Below are 26,506 nucleotides of genomic sequence, written 5' to 3' on the forward strand. Positions count from 1 at the left end.
GCCGCCGTACCGGCCATGGTGACCGCTCCGAATCACGTCCCGAAGGGACGCGGGACCGACGGCTGAATTACAATGTCGGGCGAAAGATTGATGCGCGCCATTATACCGGCCGCACGGATCGTCAGAGGCGGCCGGAGACGGCGCCGGGCAGACGACTGCCGGCCAACTCACAGGGCATGCACCGCATGCCTTTCACGAACCCTCACTAATTCAGGAGAGCCAGATGCCATCGTTTGACGTGGTTAGCGAAGCCAACATGGTCGAGGTCAAGAACGCCGTCGAGCAGGCCAACAAGGAAATCTCGACGCGCTTCGACTTCAAGGGATCGGACTCGCGCATCGAGCACAAGGAGCAGGAACTCACGCTCTTCGCCGACGACAACTTCAAGCTCGATCAGGTCACGCAGGTGCTCATCGCCAAAATGGCCAAGCGTAATGTCGACGTGCGGTTTCTCGACTACGGCAAGGTCGAGAAGATCAGCGGCGACAAGGTCAAGCAGGTCGTGAAGGTCAAGAAGGGGGTCGAAGGCGACCTCGCCAAGAAAATCGTGCGCATCATCAAGGACAGCAAGATGAAGGTGCAGGCGAGCATTCAGGGCGACAGCGTGCGCGTCTCCGGCGCCAAGCGCGACGATCTGCAAAGCGCGATGGCCCTGCTGCGCAAGGACGTCACCGATACGCCGCTGGACTTCAACAACTTCCGCGACTGAACGTCACGGCACTGCGTTGCTGTCTTCCGCCGCTCTCCTATGGACGGCGGACACGAAAAACCCGCAGACTCGCTGCGGGTTTTTGTTTGCCGGCACGCAACGAACTACTTCTTCTGGCCGATGCGGCTTTCCTTGCCCGCAATGAGCTTGCCAATGTTCGAACGGTGGCGATAGACCAGCAGCGCCGCCATGACGATCACTGCCGGCGCGTAGGGGCCGAACCCGAACATGAAAACGTAGTACAGCGGCGCGAACACCGCCGAGACCAGCGCGGCGAGCGACGAATAGCGGAAGAAGACGGCGATGATGAGCCAGGTCGCCATCACCGCGAGGCCGAGCACCGGGCTGATGGCGAGGAGAACGCCCGCTGCCGTCGCCACGCCCTTGCCGCCCGCGAAGCGCAGGAACACCGGATACAGATGGCCAAGGAAAACCGCCAGCGCCACGGCGGCAAGCCCGAAGTCACCGACACCCCAGGCATCGGCGAGGCGTTGCGCGAGATAAACCGCGAGCCAGCCCTTGAGTGCGTCGCCGATCAGCGTGAGCACGGCGGCCTTCTTGTTGCCGGAGCGCAGCACGTTCGTCGCCCCCGGATTTCCCGAGCCGTAGCTGCGCGGGTCCGCCAGGCCCATCGCGCGGCTGACGATCACCGCAAACGGCACCGAGCCGATCAGGTACGCGAGAACGATAAAAACCAGTGTGGCCATGAACTTCGAGCGTGTGGAAGATTTGTAATGGCCGCCATTCTACTTGAGACGACGCGCGTCCCCATTCTGGCAAACACGGGGTTGCGCAGATGCCCCGGCCGCGCAGCCATCGCAGCGGCATGCGAGCGGAGCAAGCGCGCCTCGCGCGACGCGCCGGGGCCACGCAGACGAGCGCTTCTTGAAAGCGATGCCGTCAGTCCGCAAGGGCGACGTTGACCAGCGTGGGCGCGAGCACGCGCACGAGTTCGGCCGGGGCAATCGAGACCAGATAGCCACGACGGCCGCCGTTGATGTAGATCTCCGGCAGTTCGAGGATCGACGCCTCCATGTAGATCGGCATGCGCTTGCGCGTGCCGAACGGACTCGTGCCGCCCACCAGAAACCCCGAGTGCCGGTTGGCGACGTCCGGCTTGCACGGCTCGATGCGCTTGCGTCCCGCCTGACGCGCCAGCGACTTCGTCGACACTTGACGATCGCCGTGCATCAGCACGATCAGCGGGTTGGCGTCCTCGTCTTCCATCACCAGCGTCTTGATGACCACGTGCTCCGGCACCTGCAACGCCTGCGACGAGACACGCGTGCCGCCGTGCTCCTGATACTCGTAGAAATGATTCCGGAATGCGACCTTGGCGTCGCGAAGCTGTTTGGTCGCCGGGGTCTCGGCAGTGGCCTTGGGTTTCATGTCGGTCAATACGGTGGAAAGACGAAAGCGGCGCCGGGCATGATCCGGTGGCTATCCCAAACGCCAAATATACGGATTGTAAGCAATCGCTTCATCGCGCATTACAATGCCGCCATGTCTGCCTCACTTGCCCCATTGGCCGCCGACGCTTCCGGTGACGCCCTGGCCCGGTTTCTCGCCGGCCTGCCTGCGCGCATCGATACGCTTGCCGAACGCGTGGCGAGCACTGCGCCCCATCGCGTGGCGCTGATCGACGACTTCGGACGCATGACCTACGGCGAACTCGTTCACGCCGTCACGGCCACTGCCGAGCGATTGCGTGCGCATGGCGTGCGCGGCGGCGACCGTGTGATGATCGTCGGCGAGAACGGGATTGCCTACGTCGTGCTGCTGCTCGCGGTGGCGTCGCTCGATGCCTGGCCGCTGCTGTGCAACGCCCGCCTCTCGGCGGCGGAACTGCGCGTGATTCGCGAGCACGCACGTCCGCGCTGCGCGATCTACACGATCGACGCCTCGCCGGACGCCGCCGCCCACGCCCGCTCCAACGCCGCCCGGATCCAATGGACGGAACTCGCGCTGGGCGCGATTGCGGCGTCCGACGTCGATCCCGGCAGTGTTGCCGAGCCGGTGGAAACCGGCCCGGCGGCCCAATGCGCGGCCCTGATCTATACGACGGGCACGACAGGCGCCCCCAAGGGCGTGCGGCTCTCGCATCGCAATCTGATGTTCATCGCGGCAGTGTCGAGCACGTTGCGACATGTCGGCCCCGACGACATCGCCTACGGCGTGCTGCCGATCTCCCATGTCTACGGGCTGACATCGGTCTGTCTCGGCACGCTGTACGCCGGAGGAACGTTGCGGCTCGCGGCGCGCTTCACGCCGGAGGCCGTGCTCGACTCGCTCGCCCATGACGGACTGACGATCCTGCAAGGCGTGCCCGCGATGCATGCGCGTCTGGTGGCCCACGTGGCGACGCAGGGCGTATCGCTGGTCGCCCCCCGCCTGCGTTTCGTCTACTCTGGCGGCTCGCCGCTCGACGCGGCCCTCAAAGCGCGCGTCGAAGCGTTCTACGGTTTGCCGATCCACAACGGCTACGGGCTGACCGAGAGCAGCCCGACCGTCGCCCAGACGCTGCTCGATGCGCCTCGCGACGATTGCGCCGTCGGCCCCGTCATTCCGGGCGTAGCCGTGCGCATCGTGGGGCGGGACGGGGAAGATCTGCCGGACGGCGAAGTCGGTGAACTCTGGGTGCGCGGCCCGAACGTCATGCTCGGCTACTACCGGGCGCCGGAACTGACCGCCGCGACCGTCACCGCGGACGGCTGGCTGCGCACCGGCGATCTTGCACGCCGTGCGGGGGACGGCGCCCTTTTCCTGGCCGGACGCGCCAGGGAACTCATCATCCACTCCGGTTTCAACGTCTACCCCATCGAAGTCGAACAGGCGCTCGCCAGTCACCCCGACGTGCTTCAGGCCGCCGTGGTGGGTCATCCACACGAAGGTAACGAGCAGGTCGTCGCGTTCGTGCAAGCGCTGCCGGGACATGCGATCGACGTCGACGCGCTTGCCGAATGGGCGGCGAAGCGCCTCGCGCCTTACAAACGCCCGGCGCGCATTCGCGTGCTGGACACCCTGCCCGCCGCCTCCACCGGCAAGGTGCTCAAGCACAGGCTCAAGGCCCTGCTCTGACGCTCGACGAGGACAAGGACGAGGACAACCGCACCTCACCCGCGCGGGTGATGCTGCGCATGGAGCGACTTGAGACGTTCGCGAGCGACGTGCGTGTAGATCTGCGTGGTGGAAATGTCGGCGTGACCGAGCAGCAATTGCACGACGCGAAGATCCGCGCCGTGATTGATCAGATGGGTGGCGAACGCATGCCGTAGCGTGTGCGGCGAGAGCGGCGCGCGAATGTCCGCCTGCAATGCATAACGCTTGATCAGGTACCAGAACGCCTGACGCGTCATGCCCTCGCCGCGTTGCGTGACGAAAAGCGTGTCGCAGGTCCGGCCGTTGAGCAGCACGCGGCGGCTCTCGTCGAGATAGCGTGCCAGCCATGCGTTGGCCTCCTCGCCGAACGGCACGAGGCGCTCCTTCGCGCCCTTGCCGAAGATACGCAGCACGCCCTCGTTCAGTCCCACTTCGATGGTCTTGAGCGCCACCAGCTCCGACACGCGCAGTCCGCTCGCATACATGAGTTCCAGCATGGCGCGATCGCGCAGGCCCAGCGGCTGTGTCAGGTCGGGCGCAGCGAGCAGCGCCTCGACCTGCGCCTCCGACAACGTCGAGGGCAATCGTTGCGCCCGCTTGGCCGACGCGATACGCAAACAAGGATCGTGCTGCACGACATGCTCGCGCAGCGCCCACTGGTAGAAGCGTTTGAAGACGGACAGCCGCCGGTTCACACTGCTGGCCCGACTCTCGCGACGCCACGCCAGATAAGCCGAGAGCGCGGCCTCGTCGACGGCATCGAGGGCGATCTCGTACGTCTTGAAAAGCCAGTCGGCAAAGAGCCGCAAGTCGCGACGATAGGCGTCGAGCGTGTTTCGGGAAAGGCCGTCTTCAAGCCAGATCGTGTCGCAGAACTGGTCGATGAGGGCTGTACTGCGCTCGTTGGGATGACTCAAACCAGGGCTCCTTCCGTGGGCGCCTGTCCTTGCTGCGCAAGCGCCCATTCGACATGTTCCCGGACCAGCGCCGAGGGATGTGCGCGCCGCGCAAGCAAGGCCTCGCGTATCGAGGTGCGCGCCTCCTGTGCGGTCGTCTCGCGCAGCGCGTTGCCGAGCCCGACCGCCAGATTGCGCAGCCACCGCTCATGGCCGATACGGCGAATCGGGCTGCCTGCCAGCCGCTCCATGAATTCTGTCTCGCTCCAGGCAAAGAGCTCGACGAGCGACGAGCCGTCGAGCCGGTTGCGCGGGGCGAAATCCGCGAGCGGCGACGGTTGCGCGAACTTGTTCCAGGGGCAATACAACTGACAATCGTCGCAGCCGTAAATACGATTGCCCATCTTCGCGCGCAGCGGTTCGGGAATCGCGCCCTTGTGCTCGATGGTTAGGTACGACACGCACAGGCGGGCATCGACACGAAACGGTTCGGTGATCGCACCGGTCGGGCACACGTCGAGGCAGCGCCGGCACTGCCCGCAGTGTTCGCCGCGCGCCATGGCCCCCCCGCCGGCTTGGTCGGCTTCCTCGGCTTCGTCGGCTTGGTCGGCATCGGCCGGCAGCGGCACATCGACGAAGATCTCGCCGAGGAAAAAGAGCGAACCGGCCTCGCGCGAGAGCAGCAGCGTGTGCTTGCCGCGCCAGCCGAGTCCGGCCTTCTGCGCGAGTTCGACTTCGAGCACCGGTGCGGAATCGGTAAATACGCGATACCCGAACGGGCCGATGGCCTGCGTGATGCGATCGGACAACTGCTGCAAGCGATTGCGCATGACCTTGTGGTAGTCGCGTCCTCTGGCGTAGATCGATACGATGGCTTCGCCCGGACGCGCCGCACGCGCGGCTTCATGCTCGCGCCAATGCGCGAGATCGACATCGCCAGGAAGGTAATTCATGCGCGCGCTGATGACGCGTACCGTGCCGGGCACCAGTTCGGCGGGCCGCGCACGCTTCATGCCGTGGGCCGCCATGTAATCCATGTCGCCATGACAGCCGTCGTCGAGCCATTGTTGTAACCCCGCTTCGGCGTGCGAGAGATCGGTGTGGGCGATGCCCACGTGGCCGAACCCGAGTTCGCGCGCCCAGGCGCGAATCTGCACGGCAAGCGCTGCCAGCCCCTCGGAATCGAGGGCCGGCGGCGTCGCGTTGTCGCGCGAGGACGACACTTCCGGGGTCTGCGGAGGTGTCGACGGCTCGACTTGTGCGGCGGTAGCGGGGAAAATCACGGAAGCTTTCATCGACTCCATTTTACGCAATGCCCGCCACGCCCGATCCATCGGCGCCGCCCTTGCTGGGCGAGCGCATCTTCGCGCTACCGGACGAAGCCGCTACCGAGGCCTTCGCGGCGGCGTTCGCGCGCGTCGTCGTGGAACGCATGGCGCATACCGACGCCGCGCACGCGGGTCTGCACGTGCAGCTCTCGGGCGACCTCGGCGCAGGCAAGACCACCTTCGTGCGAGCCCTGTTGCGCGCGCTGGGTCACACGGGCCGCGTCAAAAGCCCTACCTACGCGCTGTGTGAACCATACAACATCGACACACCACAAGGTGTGCTGCCGGTCTATCATTTCGATCTGTACCGCTTCGCCGATCCGGCCGAATGGCATGACACGGGCTTTCGCGAGCATTTCGCAGGCGACGCGCTGTGCCTGGTCGAGTGGCCGGAAAAAGCCGAAGGACTTCTTGGCGTCCCCGATTTGCGCCTTTGGCTGGAACCTGTCGGCGACAGTCGCCGTCTCACGACGAGCGCCTACACGCCGGCCGGTCTTGCTTGCCTGAATTCATGCTGATCAAACGCTTCGCCCGTACCGACGACGCCTCATCGCCCAATGCCGGCCGCCGCCGCGCCTTGCGCGCTGGCGCATCGACCCTGATTCTCGCCCTCACCGGCCCCCGTCTGGCCTTCGCCAATGCCATCGTCGCGGTGCGCGTCTGGCCGGCGAGGGACTACACACGCGTCACGCTCGAGACCGATAACCCCGTCAGGTTCCAGCAGCAGTTGATGGAAAGCCCGAACCGCTTCGTCATCGATCTCGACGAAGTGGATCTCAGTCCTGCGCTGCGCGAGCTCGTCGCGAAAATCCAGCCGAACGACCCGCAAATCGCGCAAGTGCGCGTGGGGCAATTCAAACCCGGCGTGGTGCGCATGGTCTTCGACCTGAAGGCGGGCGTGAAACCGCAGTCGTTCACGCTGCCGCCGGTGGCGGGCTACAAGTACCGAACGGTGTTCGATCTGTATCCGGCCGTCGAACCGGATCCGCTCATGGAACTGCTCGCGCAGACGGCGAACAAGGCCCAGGCGCTCGCACAGAATTCGCATTCGTCCCCGGCACAGGGCGGCGGCACCACACCCAGCACGGACGAAAGCGAGGCATTCTTCCAGAAGTACGCGCAGCGCGAACCAGGTGGACGAATGCCCAAACCCGGCCCGGCACCTACCGCACCCGCCATACCGGACAAGGCACCTCCGCTGGCCCAACGCAAGGGGGACAAGGAGGACAAGGACGACGCCGACGACTACGTACCACCGGCAAATGCGCAGAAAACGGCGCGTCTGCTCACCATCGCGCTCGACCCGGGACACGGTGGTGAAGACCCCGGCGCCGTCGGCGCGCGCGGCACTTGCGAGAAGGTCGTGGTGTTGCAGATCGCCCAGCGCCTGCGCCGGAAGATCGATGCCGAGCCGAACATGCGCGCGATGATGACCCGCGACGCCGATTTCTTCGTGCCGCTCGGCGTGCGGGTGCAAAAGGCGCGTCGCGTCTCCGCCGATCTCTTCATGTCGATTCACGCCGACGCGTTCACCTCGCCCTCGGCCAACGGCGCATCGGTGTTCGCGCTATCCGAACGGGGCGCGACGAGCGCGACGGCGCGGCTTCTCGAAAGGACACAGAATGCATCCGATCTGATCGGCGGCGTCAACATCAAGACGAACGACCGCACAGTCGCCCACGCGCTGCTCGATATGTCGACGACGGCGCAGATCCGCGACAGCAAGGTGTTCGGCACCGCGCTGCTCACGCAGATCGGCACGGTCGCGCCGCGCCGCGCCTGCATAGCAAGAACGTCGAACAAGCCGCGTTTGCCGTGCTCAAGGCGCCCGACATCCCGTCGGTGCTTGTCGAGACGGCCTTCATCAGCAACCTCGACGAAGAGCGCAATCTGAACGATCCGGCCTACCAGGAGCGATTGGCCGACGCGCTGCTCAAGGGCATCAAGGCGTATTTCGCCAAAAATCCCCCCATCGCCAAGAACCGCACTGCCTGACGCGAACGTCGCGTCGCGGACATCGCAAAAAAATGGCGCGCCCGACAGGACGCGCCATTTTTCATTGAAGCGAACGGCGTGGCGACCGGGGAGCCGCCTCGCCCGGGCATCTCATCCGAATACCGTTACTTGCCCTGCCCTTGCGGCGCACCACGGCGACGCCCGCGCGTGAGCAGCTTCCACAGCGCGCCCAGGGCGATGGGCACCACCGCGGCGGAAATACCGACCAGCACGATGATGTTCAGGTACTGCTTGACCAGCGGCAGGTTGCCGAACAGATAGCCGCCGCCCACGAGCAGCACCACCCAGATCAGCGCGCCGAGCACGTTGTACAACTGGAAGCGCCCCCACGACATGGCCGAGACGCCGGCAACGAACGGAGCAAACGTACGCACGACGGGCACGAAACGCGCCATCACGATGGTCTTGCCGCCGTGATGTTCGTAGAAGTCGTGGGTTTTGCGCAGCGCGTCGCGATCGAGGAACCGCCAGTTCTTCTCGTATACGCGGGGGCCGATCTTCGAGCCGATCCAGTAATTGAGCGTGTTGCCGCTCACCGCTGCGATAAAGAGCAGCACACCGAGCAGCCACGGATCCATGGCGCCGGTGGCGGCAAAGGCGCCGCCGATGAACAGCAGGGAATCGCCCGGAAGAAACGGGAAAAGCACCAGCCCTGTTTCCACGAATACGATCATGAACAGGAACAGATACACCCAGTTTCCGTACTGATCGATAAACACCCCCAAGTGTTTATCGATGTGGAGCACCATCTCCAGCAATTGCACCAAAGTATCCAAGTCGATTCCTCAAGATAAAGGACGCCGGCCCGTTCCCGCGGGCGCGCGACGAGTCGCATCATACCAGCGCGGCCGTCGTGCGTCGTTAAGTCTGCGTGACGCTAACACCCGCTGCCGAGGCAGGCCGCGCGCGTCCCAAATCGCCACTTGTCGCCGTATTCCTTGCCGATTTGCCGTCCCGGCCAGCATCCCACACCGGAATTAGTTGCCACTTAAAGCCGCCTGGAGGGGAACGAACCCGGTATTACCGGCCGGAACATCGCACGATCTATGTCTTTGAGGGCACGCTTTATAATGGTTCCCATGTCTGCCACCCCGACCCCCGCCCCGAACGTCCCGAACGTCCCGAACGCTCCGGATACCCCGGACGCTCCGGATCCGGCCACCGCGCCTCCCCAACGCCGCCCCGGCCCCATGCCGGCGGGGCTCGCCCCGGCGCGCGCCATTCGCGTCCTTCCCGACCAGTTGATCAGTCAGATCGCCGCCGGCGAGGTGGTCGAGCGCCCGGCCTCCGTGGTCAAGGAGTTGCTGGAGAACGCCCTCGACGCGGGCGCCCGGGCGCTTCAAATCAAGCTGGAAGAAGGCGGCGTGCGCCGCATCGCGATTACCGACGACGGCGGCGGCATGTCCGCCGAACAATTGCCGCTGGCGCTCACCCGCCACGCGACGAGCAAGATCCGCACGCTCGACGAACTCGAATCGGTGCTCACGCTCGGATTCCGCGGCGAAGCCCTGGCGTCCATCGCCTCCGTGGCGCAGCTCACGCTCTCGAGCCGCCAAATCGATGCGCCGCATGCGACCGCCATCGACGGCAATACCGGCGCGCTCACCCCGGCCGCCGGCCCCGTGGGCACCACCGTCGACGTGCGCGACCTGTACTTCAACACGCCCGCGCGACGCAAGTTTCTCAAGACGGAACAGACCGAGTTCGGTCATTGCATGGACGTCATCCGCCGCAGCGCATTGGCGCGCCCGGACGTCGGCTTCTCGATCCTGCACAACAACCGGGCCGTCGAGCACTGGAACGCGTCGGATGCCGCCACGCGGGTCGCACGCGTGCTCGGCAACGACTTTGCCGACGCGCATCTGGCGCTCGATGAAGGCGCGGCCGAATTGCGCCTTTCGGGCTTCGTCGGCCTGCCGACCGCGAGCCGCGGCCGCGCGGACCAGCAGTTTTTCTTCGTGAACGGCCGCTTCGTACGCGACAAGCTGCTCACGCACGCCGTGCGCGCCGCTTATGAAGACGTGCTGCACGGCGATCGCTACCCGGCGTACGTGCTGTATTTCGAACTACCGCCGCAGTTGGTGGACGTGAACGTTCACCCGTCGAAAATCGAAGTGCGCTTTCGCGATGCCCGCAGCGTTCACCAATTCGTGTTCCACGCCGTGCAACGTGCACTGGCGCGCGCGGCGGGCAGCGGCGGCGCGACGCATGCCGCACACCTGACCGAAGGCGGCGGACTTGCCGCCGGTCCCGGCGCAGTGGCCGGATTGGGCGGCGGCTTCGGCGCGCGCTCCACCGGAGGGTTCGGCACCCCGGGCGGCAGCAATTGGAATTCGCGTGCGCAACAAGGGGCGTTGCCGATGGCGCAGCCCCTGTCCGTCTACGACAATCTGTTCGGACGCGCGGCGCCGCCGGCGGCGCGCCCCTACGGCCAGTCCGGCGTGACTGGCCTGACCGGTGTAACCGACGTGCCTTCGCCGGTCTACGGGAACGCCAACGGCTCTCCGGGCGGCGCCCCCGGCACGACACCGGACGGCGCACCGCCGGGCAGTGGCCTCGCCCACGCCTTCGCGGCGAGCGCCAACGGCAGCGCCGACGCCCAGGCACTCGAACAACCGCTGGGCTTTGCGCTCGGCCAGTTGCACGGCATCTACATCCTCGCGCAGAACGCCCATGGCCTCGTGCTCGTCGACATGCACGCCGCGCACGAGCGCATCCTTTACGAACGCTTCAAGCAGGCGCTTATCGAGCGCAGCGTGCCTGTCCAGCCGCTACTCATTCCGGTGACGTTCTTCGCGGATCCGGTGGAAATCGGCACGGCGGAAGAACATCGGGAGACGTTGACGGCGCTCGGCTTCGACCTCGCCGCCATGTCCCCCACCACGCTGGCCGTGCGCGCCATCCCCGCGCTGCTCGACGGCGCCGACGCGCAGGCGCTCGCGCGGGCCGTGCTGGCCGATCTGCGCCAGTACGGCGGCTCTCGCGTGCTTACCGAGCGTCAGCACGAACTGCTCGGCACGCTCGCCTGCCACACGGCGGTGCGTGCCAACCGGCGACTGACGCACGAGGAAATGAACGCTTTGCTGCGTCAGATGGAGGCGACCGAACGGGCCGACCAATGCAATCACGGACGCCCCACCTGGTACCAGCTCACGCTCGGCGACCTCGACAGGTTATTCATGCGCGGACGTTGAGCGGTTCATGAACGCAAATCCCCCGATCGTCTGTCTGCTGGGCCCGACGGCATCCGGCAAGACCGCCGCCGCCCTTGCCCTCGCACAAGACACCCCGCTGGAGATTATCAGCGTCGATTCCGCCCTCGTGTATCGCGAGATGGACATCGGCACGGCAAAACCGAGTGCCGAAGAACTCGCCGCCGTGCCGCATCACCTGATCGACATCATCGATCCGCGCGACACCTATTGCGCCGCGCAGTTTCGCGAAGACACGCTGCGTCTGGTCGACGGCATCGCCGCGCGCGGACGCCGCGCGTTACTCGTCGGCGGCACCATGCTCTACTACAAGGCGCTCACGCAAGGTCTCTCGCCGCTGCCGGCTGCCGATGCGGATGTGCGGGCGGCACTTGACGAGGACGCCGCGCGCGACGGCTGGCCGGCGCTTCACGCGCGGCTCGCCAGCGTCGATCCCGCAACGGCGGCGCGTCTCGCCCCGAACGACTCGCAGCGCATTCAGCGCGCGCTGGAGATCTTCCTGCTGTCGGGCAAGCCGATGTCGCAGTGGCTCGCCGAACAGGCACCCGCACGGGACACGGCGTCGCCACACACATTCGTGCCCGTGGCGCTGGAGCCAGGCGAGCGTTCGATACTGCATGCGCGCATTGCCGAGCGTTTCCGCCTGATGCTCGCCGCCGGTTTCATCGAAGAAGTCGAACGCCTGCGGGCGCGAGGCGATCTCGATCCCGGCTTACCCTCGATGCGTTGCGTAGGCTACCGTCAGGTGTGGGAATACCTCGACGGCAAGACCGACTACGACACCATGCGCGATAAGGGCATCTTCGCCACGCGTCAGTTGTGCAAACGGCAACTGACGTGGCTGCGTTCGATGCCCGAGCGTCACATCGTCGACTGCACCGCCCCCGACGCGACGCAACGCGCCCTGGCCACCGTGCGCAATCTCTGGCAAGCCTGACCCTTGCCTGCCCGCGCTGCGCCGCCCCCGAGGTCGGCGCAGCCCCTCCCTCTCCGTTGAAACCCTGACAGCTTTCCGGTTTGCACGTCGATTTTGATATGCTAATTTGCATATTAACGTTTCGATCAATGCAAAATTGCATCGAATCCACGATACCGGGAAGGGTGCCAATGACGCAGACTTCGATGGAGCCGAGTGGGGTGGCGGGTCATGTGTTGCGCAGGCCGGCAAGCGGCCCGCGACGCGTGCCGATTGCGAAATGGGCGATGCGTGCGGGGATCGCGCTGATCTATCTGTTCATGCTCAGCCCGCTGATCTTCGTCGTCTGGCTGAGTTTTTTCAAAGACGCGATCATCACCTTCCCGCCCAGCGGCTACACGCTGTCGTGGTACGTCAACGCCTGGCGCAACGCCGCCTTTGCCGACGGTTTCCTGCTCTCGCTCCAACTCGCCGCCTGCGCCGCCATCGGGGGCGTGATGCTCGGTGTCACGGCGTCGCTCGCCCTCGCCCGCTACCGCTTCCCCGGCCGCCGCACGCTCGGCAACGTGCTGCTTTTGCCGCTCGTCGTGCCGGGCATCGTCGCGGGCATTGCGACCTATCTGTTCTATCTGCGCGCCGAGAACGCCCTCGACATGGACATCGTCGGCACGTTCGGCGGCCTTGTGATCGCGCACGTCTGTCTGACCATTCCGTGGACGATGCGCCTGGTGGGCGCGAGCCTCGCGCAGATCGACGGCACCATTGAAGAAGCAGCGCGCAATCTTGGCGCGGGGCCGTGGCGCACGCTCTGGCGCGTAACGCTGCCGATGCTGCGGCCAGCCATCGTCGCGGCCGTGCTGTTCAGTTTCATCGTGTCGTTCGAGAACCTCGAACTCACGCTGCCGCTGGTGGGACCGGGCAAGACGACGTTGCCCATCGCGATCATGCAGTACCTCGAATTCAATCTCGATCCGACGATTGCCGCGGTCTCCGCCGCGCAGATCGTGTTGCTCGGCATCGTTATGCTGATCACCGATCGCTTCGTCAAACTCAGCCAGGTGATCTGACATGGCCAACGTCTCGCTGCGCAACCTGCGCAAGCAATACGGCAACGCCGCTGCCGTCTCGGACTTCTCGCTGGACATTGCCGAAGGCGAACTCGTTGCCTTCCTCGGGCCCAGCGGTTGCGGCAAGACCACCACGCTGCGCATGGTCGCGGGCTTCGTCGAGCCGACGGCCGGCGAAATCTGGATCGGCGGCAAGGAGGTTTCGCGCCTGCCCGCGCATCGCCGCAACACCGGCATGGTGTTCCAGCGCTACGCACTCTTTCCGCACATGACCGTGGCGCAGAACGTGGCATTCGGGCTGGAGATGCGGCGCGTGCCGGCCGCCGAGCGCGACACGCGCATTCGCGAAGCGCTCGACATGGTGCGGCTCACCTCGCTTGCCGACCGGTACCCGCGTCAGTTGTCCGGCGGCCAGCAGCAGCGCGTTGCGATTGCGCGCGCGCTCGCCATTCGTCCCGATGTCTTTCTGCTGGACGAACCGCTCTCGAACCTCGACGCCAAACTGCGCACCGAAGTCCGCGAGGAGATCCGCGCGCTGCAACGCCGTCTCGGGCTGACGACGATCTTCGTCACGCACGATCAGGAAGAAGCGCTGGCCATTGCGGACCGACTCGCCGTGATGCACGACGGCTGCGTGCAGCAAATCGGCACCGCCGACGCCCTGTACGAGCGCCCCGCCAACCCGTTCGTCGCAAATTTCCTCGGCAAGATGAATTTCCTCGCCGGCCGGATGAGCGATGGGCACTTCGTGACCGCCAGAGGCGAGCGTCTCGCGCTCGCCGGCGCGACGCCGGACGCGAAAACGCTGGGTATTCGCCCCGAGCGGCTGCGCCTGACGGACACCCCCGCGCCCAGCGAAACGTTCATGCCCGTCACCGTCGACCAGACGATCTATCTCGGCTCGACGCTCGAACTCCGCCTGAAGAGTCCGCAGGGCGAAATGCTCGTCGCCCACGTGCAGAACACGGCACGCGAGGACACCCGTCTCTACATGCCGGGCAAGTCGCTTAAGGCATGTTTTGCGAGTACCGACTGTCTGTTTTTCAATGCCTGACGATACGCACGCGCCGACACCGGCCCACCGGAATTCCCGCATCGCCTTCGTTTCACTCACGCCTGCCCCCCCTGCCTTGGCCACCCGATGGTCAACGTTTAGAAGGATGACGACATGACACACGCCCTGAACCGCCGCACGTTTCTGAAGACCGCCTCCGGTCTCGTGATCGCTCCCACGCTGGGACTCGACGCCCTTTCGGCATACGCGGCCGCGGCATGTCCGAACGTGGTCGTCGGCACCTGGGGCGGCGACTATCTGAACCTGCTCGAACAGAACATCGGCAAGCCGATCATCGAAGCCGCGGGCGGCAAGGTGACGTACGACTCCGCCGATCAGGTCGGGCGCATGACGAAACTGCGCGCGGAGAAAGCGTCTCGTCGCGGCTCGCTCGACGTCGCGTGCCTCGCCGATCTGGACATGTACGACATCAACCGTTCCGGCATTCTGGAGGCGGTCGATGCCAGGCTCGTGCCGAATCTCGCGAACACGCTGGAGACGCTACGTCGTCCGTACTCGATTCCTCACATCTTCAGTGCGATGGTGATCGTCTACAACCCGGAGAAGGTCGGCACGAAGCCCGATTCGTTTACCGCCGCGCTCGATCCGAAACTCAAAGGCAAGGTCGGCTTCTCGGACATCCTCTACAACTTCAACGTCGTGAGCAGTTCGCTCGCAGCGGGCCACAAGGACGGCGACATGGCGGGCGGCGTGCAATTCCTGCGCGAGCTTCGCAAGACACAGCGGCCCAAGGTGTATCCGTCCAACGAGGCGGTCGCGTCGGCGCTCAAGAGCGGCGACATCTGGTTCACCTGCATGTGGAAGGCGCGCGCGTTGCAGTGGAAGAAGGCGGGTGTGCCCATTGAATACGTGGTGCCGAAGGAAGGTGCGGTGCCGGTGACGTTCGAAGCCGCGGTACCGAAGAACTCGCAGTCCAAGCCGTGCGGTTTCAACTATCTGAACGCGATGCTCGATCCGCGCGCGCAGATCGGCTTCGCCGAGACGATGGGCTACGCGCCCACCGTGAAGAACGCGAATCTGCCGCCGTCCCTCCAGCAAAGCGTGGGCTTCACGAGCGCCGAACTGGACCGCATGGTCAAGCTCGATTACGCGCGCTTCACCGCCGACAAGCCCGCACTGCTCGACTTCTGGAACAAGGAATTCAAGGTGGGGCTGTGAGTGTCGCGCACACGTCCCCCTCATCGGAGCCCGCGATGACGTCGCGCCTGACCGAAGCCACGCCACCCGCCACCGCACGCAGCGCCGCCACCGCACGCGCGGTGCGCGGCGCATTCGCCGGCGGCGCGCTCGCCGCGCCCGCCACGCTCGTCGTGCTGCTGGTGATTGTGCTACCGGGACTGCAACTGGTGCGCTACAGCTTCAACCGGTTCGATCCCGTGGACATGATGCAGGCCGCGCTCACCGGCGCGAACTACGTCAAGTTCTTCACCGACCCCTACTATCTGTCCGTCCTGTGGACGACGATCAAGGTCGCCTCGCTGTGCACCGTGCTGGCACTCGTGTTCGGGTTTCCCGTGGCGTATGTCCTTGCGCGCACGCAAAGCCGCTTCAAGAGTCTGCTCGTGATGCTGCTGGTCTTCCCGCTGCTCGTGGGCAACGTCGTGCGCGCCGCAGGCTGGATGGTGATGCTCGGCAATGCCGGTTTCGTCAATTCGATGCTCGTGTCGCTGGGCATCGTGCCGCAGCCGATTCGCCTGCTGTACACGCCGTTCGCGGTTGTTGTCGGCACGACGGCCGTCGTGCTGCCGTACATGATTCTCACCTTGCAGAGTGTGCTCGAAGGCATGGACTTCTCCGTCGAAGAAGCCGCGCGCAATCTCGGCGCGACCTTCCGGCACACGCTCACACGCGTGATCCTGCCGATGGCCGCGCCTGGCATTGCGGCGGGCACCATGCTCGTGTTCATTCTGTGCATGAATGCTTACGCCACGCCCGTGCTGCTCGGTGGCACCGGTATCACGATGATGACGCCTTCGATCTACGACCAGATCGCCAAGGCCAACAACTGGCCGTTCGGTGCGGTGCTCTCCATCGTGTCGATGGTCGTGACGTTCGCGCTCGCCGTCGCGTCTCACTGGCTCATTCACCGCCGCTACGCGAAGACGATGATGACCTGACACCCCGACGTCCTCCGCCTTCCCCGGCGTGCGGCTCGCGGCGTGCCCCGCCTGCCCGGGTCGGTGGGATCCGGGTCTGTGATTTCGCCCTTCGTTTGCCGACAAGGACTGCACCATGCCGACTCTCTCCGATGCCACACGTCAGTACCGTCGCGTGCTGATGAACGACCTGATGGACCGAACGCGCGTCGATGCGCTCGTGTTCACCGCCGCCGACTTCTTCCAGTGGGCGACCAACTTTCACGTCGACGTACAGACGTGGGAGCGCCCTATCGCCGTGTGCGTACCGCGCGACGGCGAGCCCTTCGCCGTGATGAACGAACTCTCGACGCATCACCTGATGATGGCGCGCGAGCGCCATCATCTCTGGCTCGATGCGGATCGTGTCACGCTTTACGCGGAGCACCCGCGCGTAACTCACCGTCAGCCCCTGCTCGCCGAGGTCCCCGCGCTCATCGCCGACACGTTGCGCGCGGCGGGGCTCGCTGCCTCGCGCATCGGCGTGGACGCCCCCGCCGGTCCGCTTGCACGCGCCGGCGCTTTGCTGCCCGAGGCCAAACTCGTGCCGATGCTCGCGCAAATGCGCGGCCTGCGCTGGGTCAAGCACGACGAGGAGATCGCCATCATGCGCGCCGCTGCCGAGCTGGCGGACTGGGTACAGGAGCGATATCGCGAGAACATCCGCCCGGGGCGTCTGGTGCAGGAACTCGATTACTCGATGGCGGCGCTGATGGTCACCGAAGGCGCGAAGCGCTTTCCCGGCGAAAATCTGGAAGTGCTGCGCTGCTGGACACTCTCCGGCCCCGCGTCCGCCTCGCCGCATGGCGACGGGGCCTCGTGCGGCGCGCGCATCGCCGAGGGCGACGGTATGGTCAATATCGTGATCCCGCGCCTTAACGGTCTGGTCATCGAAAACGAACGCACGTGGTTCTGCGGCAAGCCGTCGAGCGAACAGGCCCGCTTTTACGAAGTCGCCCGGGCCGCTAACGAAGCGGCCGTCAACGCCGCCGTCACCGGCAGGCCGGTGTCCGGTATCGATGCCGCAGCGCAGGCCGTGATCGAAAAAGCCGGTTGCGGCGAGTACATCCGCCATCGCACCGGCCATGGCATGGGCATCATCGGTCACGAATATCCGGATGACATGGCGTTCAATCACCGTCCCTTGCTGGCCAACGAAGTCTATTCGGCGGAGCCGGGCATCTACGTGTACGGCCTGGGCGGATTCCGTCTCGACGACTCGGTCGTCACGGGCGACACGCCGGTCATGCTCACCAACACGCCGCGCACGCTGGCGCACGCAACCATCGATTGACAAGAACCCATCCCGGAGGAGAAGTCATGGAGTCGATTCTGCTGTCGAACTGCGCGTTGCTCGACCCGGTCAAGGGCGAGCTTCGCGAAGATCACGCCGTGCTGATCGAAAACGGACGCATCAAGGAAGTGTCCGACAAGCCGATTCGCGCGGCGTCCGCGCGCGAGATCGATGCCCGCGGGCGCACCGTCATGCCCGGTCTCATCGATTTGCATGTGCACGTGCACGCCACGCAACTCAATCTCTCGGCGCAGGCACATTTGCCCAATGTGCTCGTCACGCTCAAATCGGTTCCGATACTGCAAGGCATGCTGCGACGCGGCTTCACCACCGTGCGCGACGCCGGCGGGGCGGGCCACGCCATCAAGCACGCCGTCGAGAGCGGGCTGGCCGAAGGACCGCGCCTGTTCGTCTCGGGGCGCGCCATCAGTCAGACCGGCGGCCACGGCGACGGCCGCGCCCGCACCGACTACATCGGCACCGACGGTCCGTGTCCGTGTTGCGTGCGTGTCGGGGCGCTCTCGCGCGTGGCGGACGGCGTGGACGAAGTGCGCCGAGCGGTGCGCGAAGAACTGCAAATGGGCGCGGACCAGATCAAGATCATGGCCTCGGGCGGCGTAGCGTCGCCCACCGACCCGGTCGGCGCATGGGGATATTCGGAAGACGAAATCCGCGCCATCGTCGCCGAGGCGCGAGGCCGCGGCACCTATGTGCTCGCACATGCATACACGGCGGCGGCCATCGAACGTGCCGTACGTTGCGGCGTTCGTACCATCGAACATGGCAATCTCGTCGACGCACCAACCGCGCGCTACATGGCCGAGCAAGGCGCATTCGCCGTTCCCACGCTCGTGACTTACGACGCCCTCGCAAGCGAAGGCAAGTCGCTCGGGCTGCCGCAAGACAGCGTCGCGAAGATCGCCGACGTGCACGCGGCCGGTCTGCGCTCGCTGGAAATCTTCCGCGAGGCCGGCGTGAAGTTGGGGTATGGCTCGGATTTGCTCGGCGAGTCGCAGCGTCTGCAAAGCGACGAGTTCCGCTTGCGCGCGGAAGTCCTCTCGCCGGCGGAGATCCTGCGCAGCGCCACGGTCGTCGGCGCGGAAGTCCTGGGCCAGTCCGGGCAACTGGGCGAGATCGTGCCCGGCGCGCACGCCGACGTGCTCGTCGTCGACGGTAATCCGCTCACGTCGCTCGACTGCCTGCTCGGGCAGGGGGAGCGGATTCCGATGGTGATGAAGGGCGGTAGAATCCACGCTTTCGCGCTATAAGACGATTGCCGCGAGCGCGTCGGGACATCGGTGCACGCGGCAGGTGCGTGCGGCGGTGCGCCCGCATGCGCGGGCACGCGGGCACGTCGGCGCGCACGCCAACCCCTTCCGTGGAGAACCGATGGATTTCCGGCACATCGACGCCTTTCGGGCGCTGATGCTCACGCGCACAACCACCAAAGCGGCACAGGTGCTCGGCATGTCGCAGTCCGCGGTGAGCCGTCTCGTCGCCGACCTCGAACGCTCGACGCGTCTCACGCTCTTCGACCGTGCGCGCGGGCGTCTCGAACCCACGGCCGAGGCCTTCGCCCTGTTCGAGGAAGTCGAGCGCCGCTATGCCGGACTCGACAACATCCGTGAATTCGCGCTCAATCTGCGCAACCCCGACAAGGCTGTCATCCGGGTGGGATCCGTCGTCTCGTTCGGGCTGGGCTTTTTCGCACGTGTGATGGCCGGGTATCGCGCGTTGTATCCGAGCGTGCAACTCGCGCTCACGACAGGGGCGTCCGATCTGATTCGCGACCAGGTGGTCACACATCAACTCACGCTCGGTCTCGTGACCGACACCATCGACGTGGCGGCGACCGATGCGGTCTCGTTCGCCAGGCTCGACGCGATCTGCGCCCTGCCCGCCGGTCATCCGCTCGCGCGCAAGAAGATCGTGCGGCTGGCCGATCTGAAGGATCAGCCGATCCTGTCGTACGAGCCGACCGACATGATTCGCTGGGGCATGGACCGGCTGTTCGCGCAAGGCAATCTGCATCAGCAGGTCGTTGCCACGGCGCGCTATTCCATCAACATCGGCACGATGGTCAAGGAGAAGGTGGGCATCGGGTTGTTGCATCCGGTATCCGCCTACGACTTCCTCGATTCGGATCTCGTGCTGCGTCGCTTCGAGCCGTCGATGCCCTTTCACACGCTGCGTATCACGCCGCGTGCAGCAGCGCCCAGCGCCCAACTGGACGACCTGGTGCGCATCATGGAGACAACGCTCGACGACGTGCTGCGCGCGGTGCAGGCGCGGATGAAGGTGTGACGACCGTCTTACGACACGATCGTCTGAGCTTCCCCTTCCTTGCGCTCGCGGATCGTGCCCAGACGGTAGACCGTCTCGCCCGAGGCTTCGAGATGCGTCACCGCCGCGTCGGCGTCGGCCGCCGACACGATCACGGCCATGCCGATACCGCAGTTGAACACGCGGTGCATTTCGGCGTCGGCCACCTTGCCGTGTTCCTGCAGCCACTGGAACAGCGGCGGCAACGTCCAGGCGTCCTGCCTGATGTCGGCCGTCAGATGATCCTGCAACACGCGCGGAATGTTCTCCACGATACCGCCGCCGGTGATGTGGGCCATGCCCTTGACCGTCAGCGTTTCCATCAGCGCGAGCAGCGGCTTGACGTAGATGCGCGTGGGCGCCATCAGCACGTCGCGCAGCGGCTGGCCGTGAAAGTCGGCGTCCAGATCCGGCCGGGCGACGTCGATGATCTTGCGCACCAGCGAATAGCCGTTCGAATGCGCCCCCGAGGAGGCCAGGCCCAGTACCACGTCGCCCGGCACGATGGACTTGCCGTCGATGATCTTGCTCTTTTCGACCGCACCGACCGCGAAACCGGCCAGATCGTATTCGCCGTCGGGGTACATGCTCGGCATTTCGGCCGTTTCACCGCCGATGAGCGCACAACCGGCCAGCTCGCACCCCTGCGCGATGCCCTTGACGACGGTCGCCGCCGTGGCCACGTCCAGCTTGCCGCAGGCAAAGTAGTCGAGGAAGAACAGCGGCTCGGCGCCCTGCACCAGAATGTCGTTGACGCTCATGGCGACCAGATCCTGACCGACCGTATCGTGCTTGTTCAGCGTGAAGGCCAGCTTGAGCTTGGTGCCCACGCCGTCGGTCCCCGAAACGAGCACCGGCTCCTTGTAGCGCTTGGGCACTTCGAACAGTGCCCCAAAGCCGCCGATGCCGCCCAGCACGCCGTCGCGCAGAGTTTTCTTGGCAAACGGCTTGATCGCTTCGACCAGTGCGTCGCCCGCTTCGATGTCGACGCCAGCGTCGCGATAGGAAAGGCCGGAAGTTTCGTTAGGGTGTGACATGACGGGAATGCATCAAGGTTCGGTAAAATGCGATTTTACCCGATGCGCGTGACCTTTCGGCACGCAAACGGGATATCGGACGCAGGCAAGGGCCTGCGTGCCCCGTAAACCGTACTCCGCCGGCCTTTCGCCGGCTTTCTTCGTTCGTGATTCAGCAACTGTATCTCGACCTCGGCACCCCGCCGCCCGCCACGTTCGACAATTTCATTGCCGGACTCAATCGCGAGGCGGCGCAAACGCTTGCCGGCCTTCCCGCCGAACTGTCGGCGGGCACGGCGCGCGACCGCGGCATCTACCTCTGGGGGGCTGCCGGGTCCGGGCGCACCCACCTGATGGAGGCGCTGTGCCATGCCGTCGGGCCGAGCGCGCGGTATTTGCGCCCGAACAGTCCGCTGGCCGCTTTCACGTTCGACGAGGCCAGCACCGTCTACTGCGTGGACGACAGCGACAATCTCACGCCCACCCAGCAGATCGCCGCCTTCAACCTGTTCAACGAGACCCGCGCGCGTCCGCATTGCGCCTTCGTGGCCGCGGGCTCCCAGCCGCCGGTCGACATGCCGCTGCGCGAAGATCTGCGCACCCGTCTCGGCTGGGGGCTCGTATTTCATATTGTGGGACTTGACGACGATGGCAAGAAGCAGGCGCTGCAAAACGCCGCCCGCGAGCGCGGGCTGCAACTCGCGGCGGACGTGCCGGCCTATCTGCTCACGCACTTCGAGCGCGACATGTCGAGCCTGATGGCCCTGCTCGACCGGCTCGACCGGTTCTCGATGGAGCAAAAGCGCGCGGTGACGTTGCCGCTGCTGCGCCAGATGCTCACCCACACCGATGCTGCGCCGCCGGACGGCAAACACTGACCGGTGACCGATCGGCTGGCGAGCGCAACGCAGCTACCCGAAAGTCTTACCGATACCCCCAATCACCGAACGACATTAGACCGCCCCTCGCTTCAGGTAAAATTCGCGCAATGACCAATTTAGCTCTCTTCGATCTCGACCACACCCTGCTGCCGACCGACAGCGACAAGGAGTGGGGCCGTTTCCTCGTGCGCCAGGGCGCGGTGGAGCGTGACTCGTACGCACAGGCCAACGAGGCCTTCTATCAGGACTACCGTGCAGGCCGGCTCGACATGCCGGCCTATCTGCGTTTCTGTCTTGCACCGCTCGCACGCTATCCGCGTGACCAACTCGACGCCTGGCATGCGCAATACATGGAAGAAGCGATCCTGCCGCACGTACGCCCCGAAGCCCTTGCGCTTCTGGACATGCACCGCAAGGCCGGCGATCTGTGCGCCATCGTGACGGCGACCAACACGTTCGTCACGCGTCCCATCGCCACGGCGTTCGGCGTCGACCATCTGATCGGCACCGAGCCGGCCACGGCAGGCGGCGATCCGAACGCTCGCTTCACCGGCGAGTACGTCGGTACGCCGAGCTTCCGCGAAGGCAAGATCACCCGCACCGAAGCGTGGCTCGCCAGCCTGGGCAAGACCTGGGGCGACTTCAACCACGCTTTCTTCTATAGCGACTCCGCCAACGACGTCCCCCTGATGGAGAAGGTGAACCATCCGGTGGCAACGAACCCCGATGAGGCGCTGCGCGACATCGCGCTGGCGCGTCGCTGGCCCATTCTCGAGTTGTTCCAGTGATCCGCAAACTCATCAAGAAGCTGCTCGGCAAGGACGCCCGGGCCGAAGGCGGCGCAGGCAATCCGCCGCCCGGCACGCCGGTCGTCATTCCCGTCTCCACTCACGGTATCGATCCGAGCCTGCTCTCGAAGAATGCCGTGCGCGTGACCGATACGTTGCAACAAGCCGGCTTCAAGGCGTTCATCGTGGGCGGCGCCGTACGCGACCTGCTGCTCGGCATCGCCCCCAAGGACTTCGACGTCGCCACGAGCGCCACGCCCGAACAGGTGCAGCGCCTGTTCCGCCGCGCACGCATTATCGGCCGCCGCTTCCAGATCGTTCACGTGCAGTTCGGACAGGAGATCATCGAGACCTCCACGTTCCGTGCGTTGGTCGACGCCGTCGATAGCGAGCAAATCGGTGCGCGTCGTCCGAAAAAGGGTGAACTCGACCGCAAGACGCACGTCACCGACGAATCCGGCCGGGTACTGCGCGACAACGTGTGGGGTGAGCAGGACGAAGATGCCGCGCGTCGCGACTTCACCGTCAACGCCATGTATTACGACCCGGCCACGCAGACGGTGCACGATTACCACCATGGCTGGGAAGATATCCAGAAACGTGTGCTGCGCATGATCGGCGACCCGGCCACGCGGTATCGCGAAGACCCGGTGCGCATGTTGCGCGTGGTGCGCTTCGCCGCGAAGCTCGGCTTCAAGATCGACGAAGCGAGTGCGGCGCCGATCCCGCAGCTCGCCCCGCTCATCGACAACGTGCCGGCGGCACGCCTGTTCGACGAAATGCTCAAGTTGCTGCTCTCGGGACACGCGTGGGCCTGCGTGCAGCAACTGCGATCGCAAGGTCTGCACCATGGGCTGCTGCCGCTGCTCGACGTCGTGCTGGAGCAGCCGCTGGGCGAGAAGTTCGTCACGCTCGCGCTCGCCAATACCGACGCCCGCATTCGCGCGGGCAAGCCGGTCTCGCCGGGCTTCCTGTTTGCCGCGCTGCTTTGGCATCTCGTGCTGGAAAAATGGCAGGCCTACCAAAGCGCCGGCGAGTATCCGATTCCCGCCTTGCACCTTGCAATGGACGACGTGCTCGACGCGCAAACCGGCAAGCTGGCGATCCAGCGCCGGTTCGTTGCCGACATGAAGGAAATCTGGGGGTTGCAGGTGCGGCTGGACAAGCGCGTCGGCCGCACGCCGCTGCGTTTGCTCGAGCATCCGCGCCTGCGCGCCGGTTACGACTTCCTGCTGCTTCGTTGCGAGTCGGGCGAAGTCCCGGCAGAAGCCGGTCAATGGTGGACGGACTTCCTCGAAGGCGATTCGGTCAAGCGCGACGAGTTGCTCTCGCAAGGTAGCGGTTCGTCGGGTTCGACCTCGGCGGCGAAGCGTCGCCGGCGTCGTCGCAAGCCCTCCGGCGGGCGTGGCGGCGAAGCTAACGAAAGCGGCACAGGCTCGCAAGGCGACGGTGGCGGCGAACGCGAGAACGCTGCCAGCGAGAATCATGGCAAGCGGGTATCATCGCGACAGCATGGTTCCGAAGGTGCTTAATGACTGTTGCCTATATCGGGCTGGGCGCGAATCTCGGCGACGCCCGCCAAGCGATCAAGGACGCCATTGTCTGTCTGGCGCAGCAAATCGGCGTCACCATCACGGCCAAGTCCGACCTGTATCGCACAGCTCCGATCGAGTCGAGCGGCGATGACTATCTCAACTGCGCTGTCGCCGTGGAGACGAGTCTGAGCGCTCGCCAGTTGCTCGCCCTGTGCCTGAAGATCGAGTTGCATTTCGGGCGCGAGCGGCCGTACAAGAATGCGCCGCGCACGCTCGATCTCGATCTGCTGTTGTATGGCGACGAGCGCATCGTCGAGCCCGATCTGATTGTGCCGCATCCGCGCATGGCCTTGCGCGCCTTCGTGCTGCATCCCCTTGCGGACATCGCGCCCGATCTCGAGATTCCCGGCGTGGGCCGCGTGAGCGCCCTGCTGTCCGGGGTGGCCGATCAACGCATCGAGCGCGTCGCGCACGGCTGCTGCCCCACGAAGCGGGTTTGCACGTCATGAAGTCGCCGGTTCTCGGGCGCTTTCGCTATCTCGCCGTCGAAGGCCCGATCGGGGTCGGCAAGACCTCGCTCGCCCAGCGGCTGGCCGATGCAGCCGGCGCCGACCTGATGCTGGAACAGCCGGCGCTCAACCCCTTTCTCGAACGTTTCTATCGCGACAGCGCGCGCTACGCGTTGCCTGCGCAATTGTCGTTCTGTCTGCAACGCGTGGACGAAGCGGCGGAAATCGCGCGACGCGAAATCGACGGCAAGCCGGTCTTTACCGACTTTCTGCCCGAGAAGGACGGTCTTTTCGCCCGCCTGACGCTGGCCACCGACGAGCTGGAGCTGTACCGCAGGCTCGTCGCGCACATCGAGCGTGCGCACCGGGCGCCGGATCTGGTGATTCATCTTCAAGCGAGTCCCGAGACACTGTTCTCGCGCATTCAGAAACGTGCGATTCCGATGGAACAGCAGATTCCCGACACGTATCTGCGCGCGCTGTGCGACATCTACGGCGAATTCTTCTATCATTACGCCGCTGCGCCGGTATTGACAGTCGACACGGAACAATTCGATCCGGCGCACAACGACAGCGACTTCGCCCTGTTGGTCGAACGCATCGACCAGATGCGCGGGCGCAAGGAAGTCTTCGTCAAGGGCGCACGCCTCTGACCGTCTTGCGCTGCTGCGCTGCGCGCGCACCCGTCGCATCTGTCCTGCCAGCGAACCCTCCTGAACCGAGGCTGACATGAGTTATCTGCAAGAATCCAATCGCAAGGCCGTGACCGTTCCCGGACTTGCCCAGATGCGCGAGCGCGGCGAGAAGATCGCCATGCTCACCGCCTATGACGCGAGTTTTGCCGCGCTGCTCGATCGCGTGGGTGTCGACGCCATTCTTATCGGCGACTCGCTCGGCAATGTGATTCAAGGCCAGCGCACGACGCTGCCGGTCACGCTGCGTGACATTTGCTATCACACCGAATGCGTGGCCCGCAGCGTGGAGAAAGCACTGGTGCTGGCCGATCTGCCGTTCGGCACGTTCGGCACGAAGGAGCAGGCCTATCAAAGCGCCGTTGCCGTCATGCAGGCCGGTGCGCAGATGGTGAAGATCGAAGGCGGCGCGTGGCTCGCGCAGACCGTGCGTTTCCTCGTCGAGCGCAGCATTCCGGTGTGCGCCCACGTGGGTCTCACGCCGCAGTCGGTTCATGCGTTTGGCGGCTTCAAGGTGCAGGCGCGCGAAGATGCGGCGCAGGCGAAGCTGCTCGAAGATTGCCGTGCGCTGCAAGCCGCGGGCGCTCAACTGGTGGTGTTCGAAGCGATCCCCGCCGCGCTTGCCGCACGCGTGACGCCGGAAATGCACACCATGCCGACCATCGGCATCGGTGCGGGCGTCGATTGCGACGGGCAGGTGCTCGTATTGCAGGACATGCTCGGCGTATTCCCCGGCAAGTCGCCCAAGTTCTCGAAGAACTTCATGGACGGTCAGCCCAGCATCGCCGCCGCCATCGAGGCCTACGTACAGGCCGTGAAGCACGGCACGTTCCCGACGCAGGAGCACAGCTTCTAACGGTGGGCGAAACGAGACGGACAGCAGATGTGAACACAGCGGCGCAGCGATGCGCCGCTTTTTTTGCACCAGGATTTGGTGCGATTGCGTCGCGATTCGTGTCGCGATTCATGTGGTGATTCGCGCCGTCATTCCTGCCATCATTCCTGCCGCCTTCGTG

General features: G+C 65.3%; 24 protein-coding genes and 1 pseudogene. 19 read left to right on the plus strand and 6 right to left on the minus strand.

Annotated features, from left to right (window positions below; translation table 11 throughout):
* Nucleotides 1-223: 223 nt before the first annotated feature.
* The gene (locus AB870_RS18030; protein WP_047905759.1) at nt 224-709 is read left to right on the plus strand and encodes a YajQ family cyclic di-GMP-binding protein; all 486 of its coding nucleotides are present in this window, start codon (nt 224-226) and stop codon (nt 707-709) included.
* A 104-nt stretch (nt 710-813) separates the two neighbouring features.
* Here AB870_RS18030 and plsY read toward each other — a convergent pair whose 3' ends face one another.
* Both plsY and AB870_RS18040 read right to left on the minus strand, forming a co-directional pair.
* Complete coding sequence (gene plsY, locus AB870_RS18035) at nt 814-1,416, minus strand: glycerol-3-phosphate 1-O-acyltransferase PlsY (RefSeq protein ID WP_047905760.1); 603 nt, start codon at nt 1,414-1,416, stop codon at nt 814-816.
* Nucleotides 1,417-1,609: 193 nt separating this feature from the next.
* Nucleotides 1,610-2,098 (minus strand): aminoacyl-tRNA deacylase, encoded by a 489-nt coding sequence (locus AB870_RS18040; protein WP_047905761.1) that lies wholly within the window; start codon nt 2,096-2,098, stop codon nt 1,610-1,612.
* A 114-nt stretch (nt 2,099-2,212) separates the two neighbouring features.
* Between AB870_RS18040 and AB870_RS18045 the strand changes: the two genes are divergently transcribed.
* Entirely contained in the window at nt 2,213-3,787 is a 1,575-nt protein-coding gene (locus AB870_RS18045) for a class I adenylate-forming enzyme family protein (protein ID WP_047905762.1), read from the plus strand.
* Nucleotides 3,788-3,822: 35 nt separating this feature from the next.
* Here the strand turns inward: AB870_RS18045 and xerD are convergent, their stop codons facing one another.
* Both xerD and queG read right to left on the minus strand, forming a co-directional pair.
* Complete coding sequence (xerD, locus tag AB870_RS18050) at nt 3,823-4,773, minus strand: site-specific tyrosine recombinase XerD (RefSeq protein ID WP_157112376.1); 951 nt, start codon at nt 4,771-4,773, stop codon at nt 3,823-3,825.
* Complete coding sequence (gene queG, locus AB870_RS18055) at nt 4,722-6,008, minus strand: tRNA epoxyqueuosine(34) reductase QueG (RefSeq protein WP_084663851.1); 1,287 nt, start codon at nt 6,006-6,008, stop codon at nt 4,722-4,724. Before queG ends, xerD begins: the two co-directional genes overlap by 52 nt.
* A gap of 8 nt (nt 6,009-6,016) precedes the next feature.
* Here queG and tsaE point away from each other — a divergent pair, with 8 nt between their 5' ends.
* Both tsaE and AB870_RS18065 read left to right on the plus strand, forming a co-directional pair.
* Nucleotides 6,017-6,550, plus strand: a complete 534-nt coding sequence (tsaE, locus tag AB870_RS18060) for a tRNA (adenosine(37)-N6)-threonylcarbamoyltransferase complex ATPase subunit type 1 TsaE (protein ID WP_047905764.1) — start codon at nt 6,017-6,019, stop codon at nt 6,548-6,550.
* Nucleotides 6,544-8,027, plus strand: a pseudogene (locus tag AB870_RS18065) (N-acetylmuramoyl-L-alanine amidase). Before tsaE ends, AB870_RS18065 begins: the two are co-directional and overlap by 7 nt.
* A gap of 125 nt (nt 8,028-8,152) precedes the next feature.
* Here the strand turns inward: AB870_RS18065 and AB870_RS18070 are convergent.
* A complete protein-coding gene (locus AB870_RS18070; RefSeq protein ID WP_047905765.1) occupies nt 8,153-8,824 on the minus strand; it encodes a VTT domain-containing protein in 672 nt (223 codons plus the stop codon).
* A gap of 414 nt (nt 8,825-9,238) precedes the next feature.
* Between AB870_RS18070 and mutL the strand changes: the two genes are divergently transcribed.
* The 9 genes from mutL (at nt 9,239) to AB870_RS18120 (ending at nt 20,051) form a co-directional block, all read left to right on the plus strand.
* The gene (gene mutL / locus AB870_RS18080) at nt 9,239-11,242 is read left to right on the plus strand and encodes a DNA mismatch repair endonuclease MutL (RefSeq protein WP_047905767.1); all 2,004 of its coding nucleotides are present in this window, start codon (nt 9,239-9,241) and stop codon (nt 11,240-11,242) included.
* Nucleotides 11,243-11,249: 7 nt separating this feature from the next.
* Entirely contained in the window at nt 11,250-12,197 is a 948-nt protein-coding gene (gene miaA / locus AB870_RS18085; protein ID WP_047905768.1) for a tRNA (adenosine(37)-N6)-dimethylallyltransferase MiaA, read from the plus strand.
* A gap of 170 nt (nt 12,198-12,367) precedes the next feature.
* Nucleotides 12,368-13,243 (plus strand): ABC transporter permease, encoded by an 876-nt coding sequence (locus AB870_RS18090; protein ID WP_047905769.1) that lies wholly within the window; start codon nt 12,368-12,370, stop codon nt 13,241-13,243.
* 1 nt (nt 13,244) lies between these two features.
* The gene (locus tag AB870_RS18095; RefSeq protein WP_047905770.1) at nt 13,245-14,297 is read left to right on the plus strand and encodes an ABC transporter ATP-binding protein; all 1,053 of its coding nucleotides are present in this window, start codon (nt 13,245-13,247) and stop codon (nt 14,295-14,297) included.
* 114 nt (nt 14,298-14,411) lie between these two features.
* The gene (locus AB870_RS18100) at nt 14,412-15,476 is read left to right on the plus strand and encodes an extracellular solute-binding protein (RefSeq protein ID WP_047905771.1); all 1,065 of its coding nucleotides are present in this window, start codon (nt 14,412-14,414) and stop codon (nt 15,474-15,476) included.
* 35 nt (nt 15,477-15,511) lie between these two features.
* On the plus strand, nt 15,512-16,435 hold the full coding sequence (locus AB870_RS18105; protein ID WP_237169981.1) for an ABC transporter permease: 924 nt from the start codon (nt 15,512-15,514) through the stop codon (nt 16,433-16,435).
* A gap of 115 nt (nt 16,436-16,550) precedes the next feature.
* Nucleotides 16,551-17,747: a M24 family metallopeptidase gene (locus tag AB870_RS18110; RefSeq protein WP_047905772.1), complete on the plus strand. Its 1,197-nt coding sequence runs from the start codon at nt 16,551-16,553 to the stop codon at nt 17,745-17,747.
* A gap of 26 nt (nt 17,748-17,773) precedes the next feature.
* Nucleotides 17,774-19,015 carry a metal-dependent hydrolase family protein gene (locus AB870_RS18115; protein WP_047905773.1) on the plus strand — a complete coding sequence of 414 codons (1,242 nt, stop codon included), beginning with the start codon at nt 17,774-17,776 and terminating at the stop codon, nt 19,013-19,015.
* 121 nt (nt 19,016-19,136) lie between these two features.
* Nucleotides 19,137-20,051, plus strand: a complete 915-nt coding sequence (locus AB870_RS18120) for a LysR substrate-binding domain-containing protein (protein WP_047908387.1) — start codon at nt 19,137-19,139, stop codon at nt 20,049-20,051.
* 8 nt (nt 20,052-20,059) lie between these two features.
* On the opposite strand, the gene purM is transcribed toward AB870_RS18120, so the two are convergent.
* Nucleotides 20,060-21,106, minus strand: coding sequence for a phosphoribosylformylglycinamidine cyclo-ligase (gene purM / locus AB870_RS18125; RefSeq protein WP_047905774.1), 1,047 nt, complete (start codon nt 21,104-21,106; stop codon nt 20,060-20,062).
* 146 nt (nt 21,107-21,252) lie between these two features.
* On the opposite strand from purM, the gene hda reads away from it, so the two are divergent.
* The 6 genes from hda (at nt 21,253) to panB (ending at nt 26,346) form a co-directional block, all read left to right on the plus strand.
* The gene (gene hda, locus AB870_RS18130; RefSeq protein ID WP_047905775.1) at nt 21,253-21,963 is read left to right on the plus strand and encodes a DnaA regulatory inactivator Hda; all 711 of its coding nucleotides are present in this window, start codon (nt 21,253-21,255) and stop codon (nt 21,961-21,963) included.
* 110 nt (nt 21,964-22,073) lie between these two features.
* Nucleotides 22,074-22,754: a histidinol-phosphatase gene (locus AB870_RS18135; RefSeq protein WP_047905776.1), complete on the plus strand. Its 681-nt coding sequence runs from the start codon at nt 22,074-22,076 to the stop codon at nt 22,752-22,754.
* Nucleotides 22,751-24,286, plus strand: a complete 1,536-nt coding sequence (gene pcnB / locus AB870_RS18140) for a polynucleotide adenylyltransferase PcnB (protein ID WP_047905777.1) — start codon at nt 22,751-22,753, stop codon at nt 24,284-24,286. Before AB870_RS18135 ends, pcnB begins: the two co-directional genes overlap by 4 nt.
* Nucleotides 24,286-24,798: a 2-amino-4-hydroxy-6-hydroxymethyldihydropteridine diphosphokinase gene (gene folK / locus AB870_RS18145; RefSeq protein ID WP_047905778.1), complete on the plus strand. Its 513-nt coding sequence runs from the start codon at nt 24,286-24,288 to the stop codon at nt 24,796-24,798. Before pcnB ends, folK begins: the two co-directional genes overlap by 1 nt.
* A complete protein-coding gene (locus tag AB870_RS18150; protein ID WP_047905779.1) occupies nt 24,795-25,451 on the plus strand; it encodes a deoxynucleoside kinase in 657 nt (218 codons plus the stop codon). The genes folK and AB870_RS18150 overlap by 4 nt, the downstream gene beginning before the upstream one ends.
* Nucleotides 25,452-25,527: 76 nt before the next feature.
* Complete coding sequence (gene panB / locus AB870_RS18155) at nt 25,528-26,346, plus strand: 3-methyl-2-oxobutanoate hydroxymethyltransferase (RefSeq protein ID WP_047905780.1); 819 nt, start codon at nt 25,528-25,530, stop codon at nt 26,344-26,346.
* The last annotated feature ends 160 nt before the right edge of the window (nt 26,347-26,506 follow it).

Source organism: Pandoraea faecigallinarum (assembly GCF_001029105.3).
Classification (GTDB): Bacteria; Pseudomonadota; Gammaproteobacteria; order Burkholderiales; family Burkholderiaceae; genus Pandoraea; species Pandoraea faecigallinarum.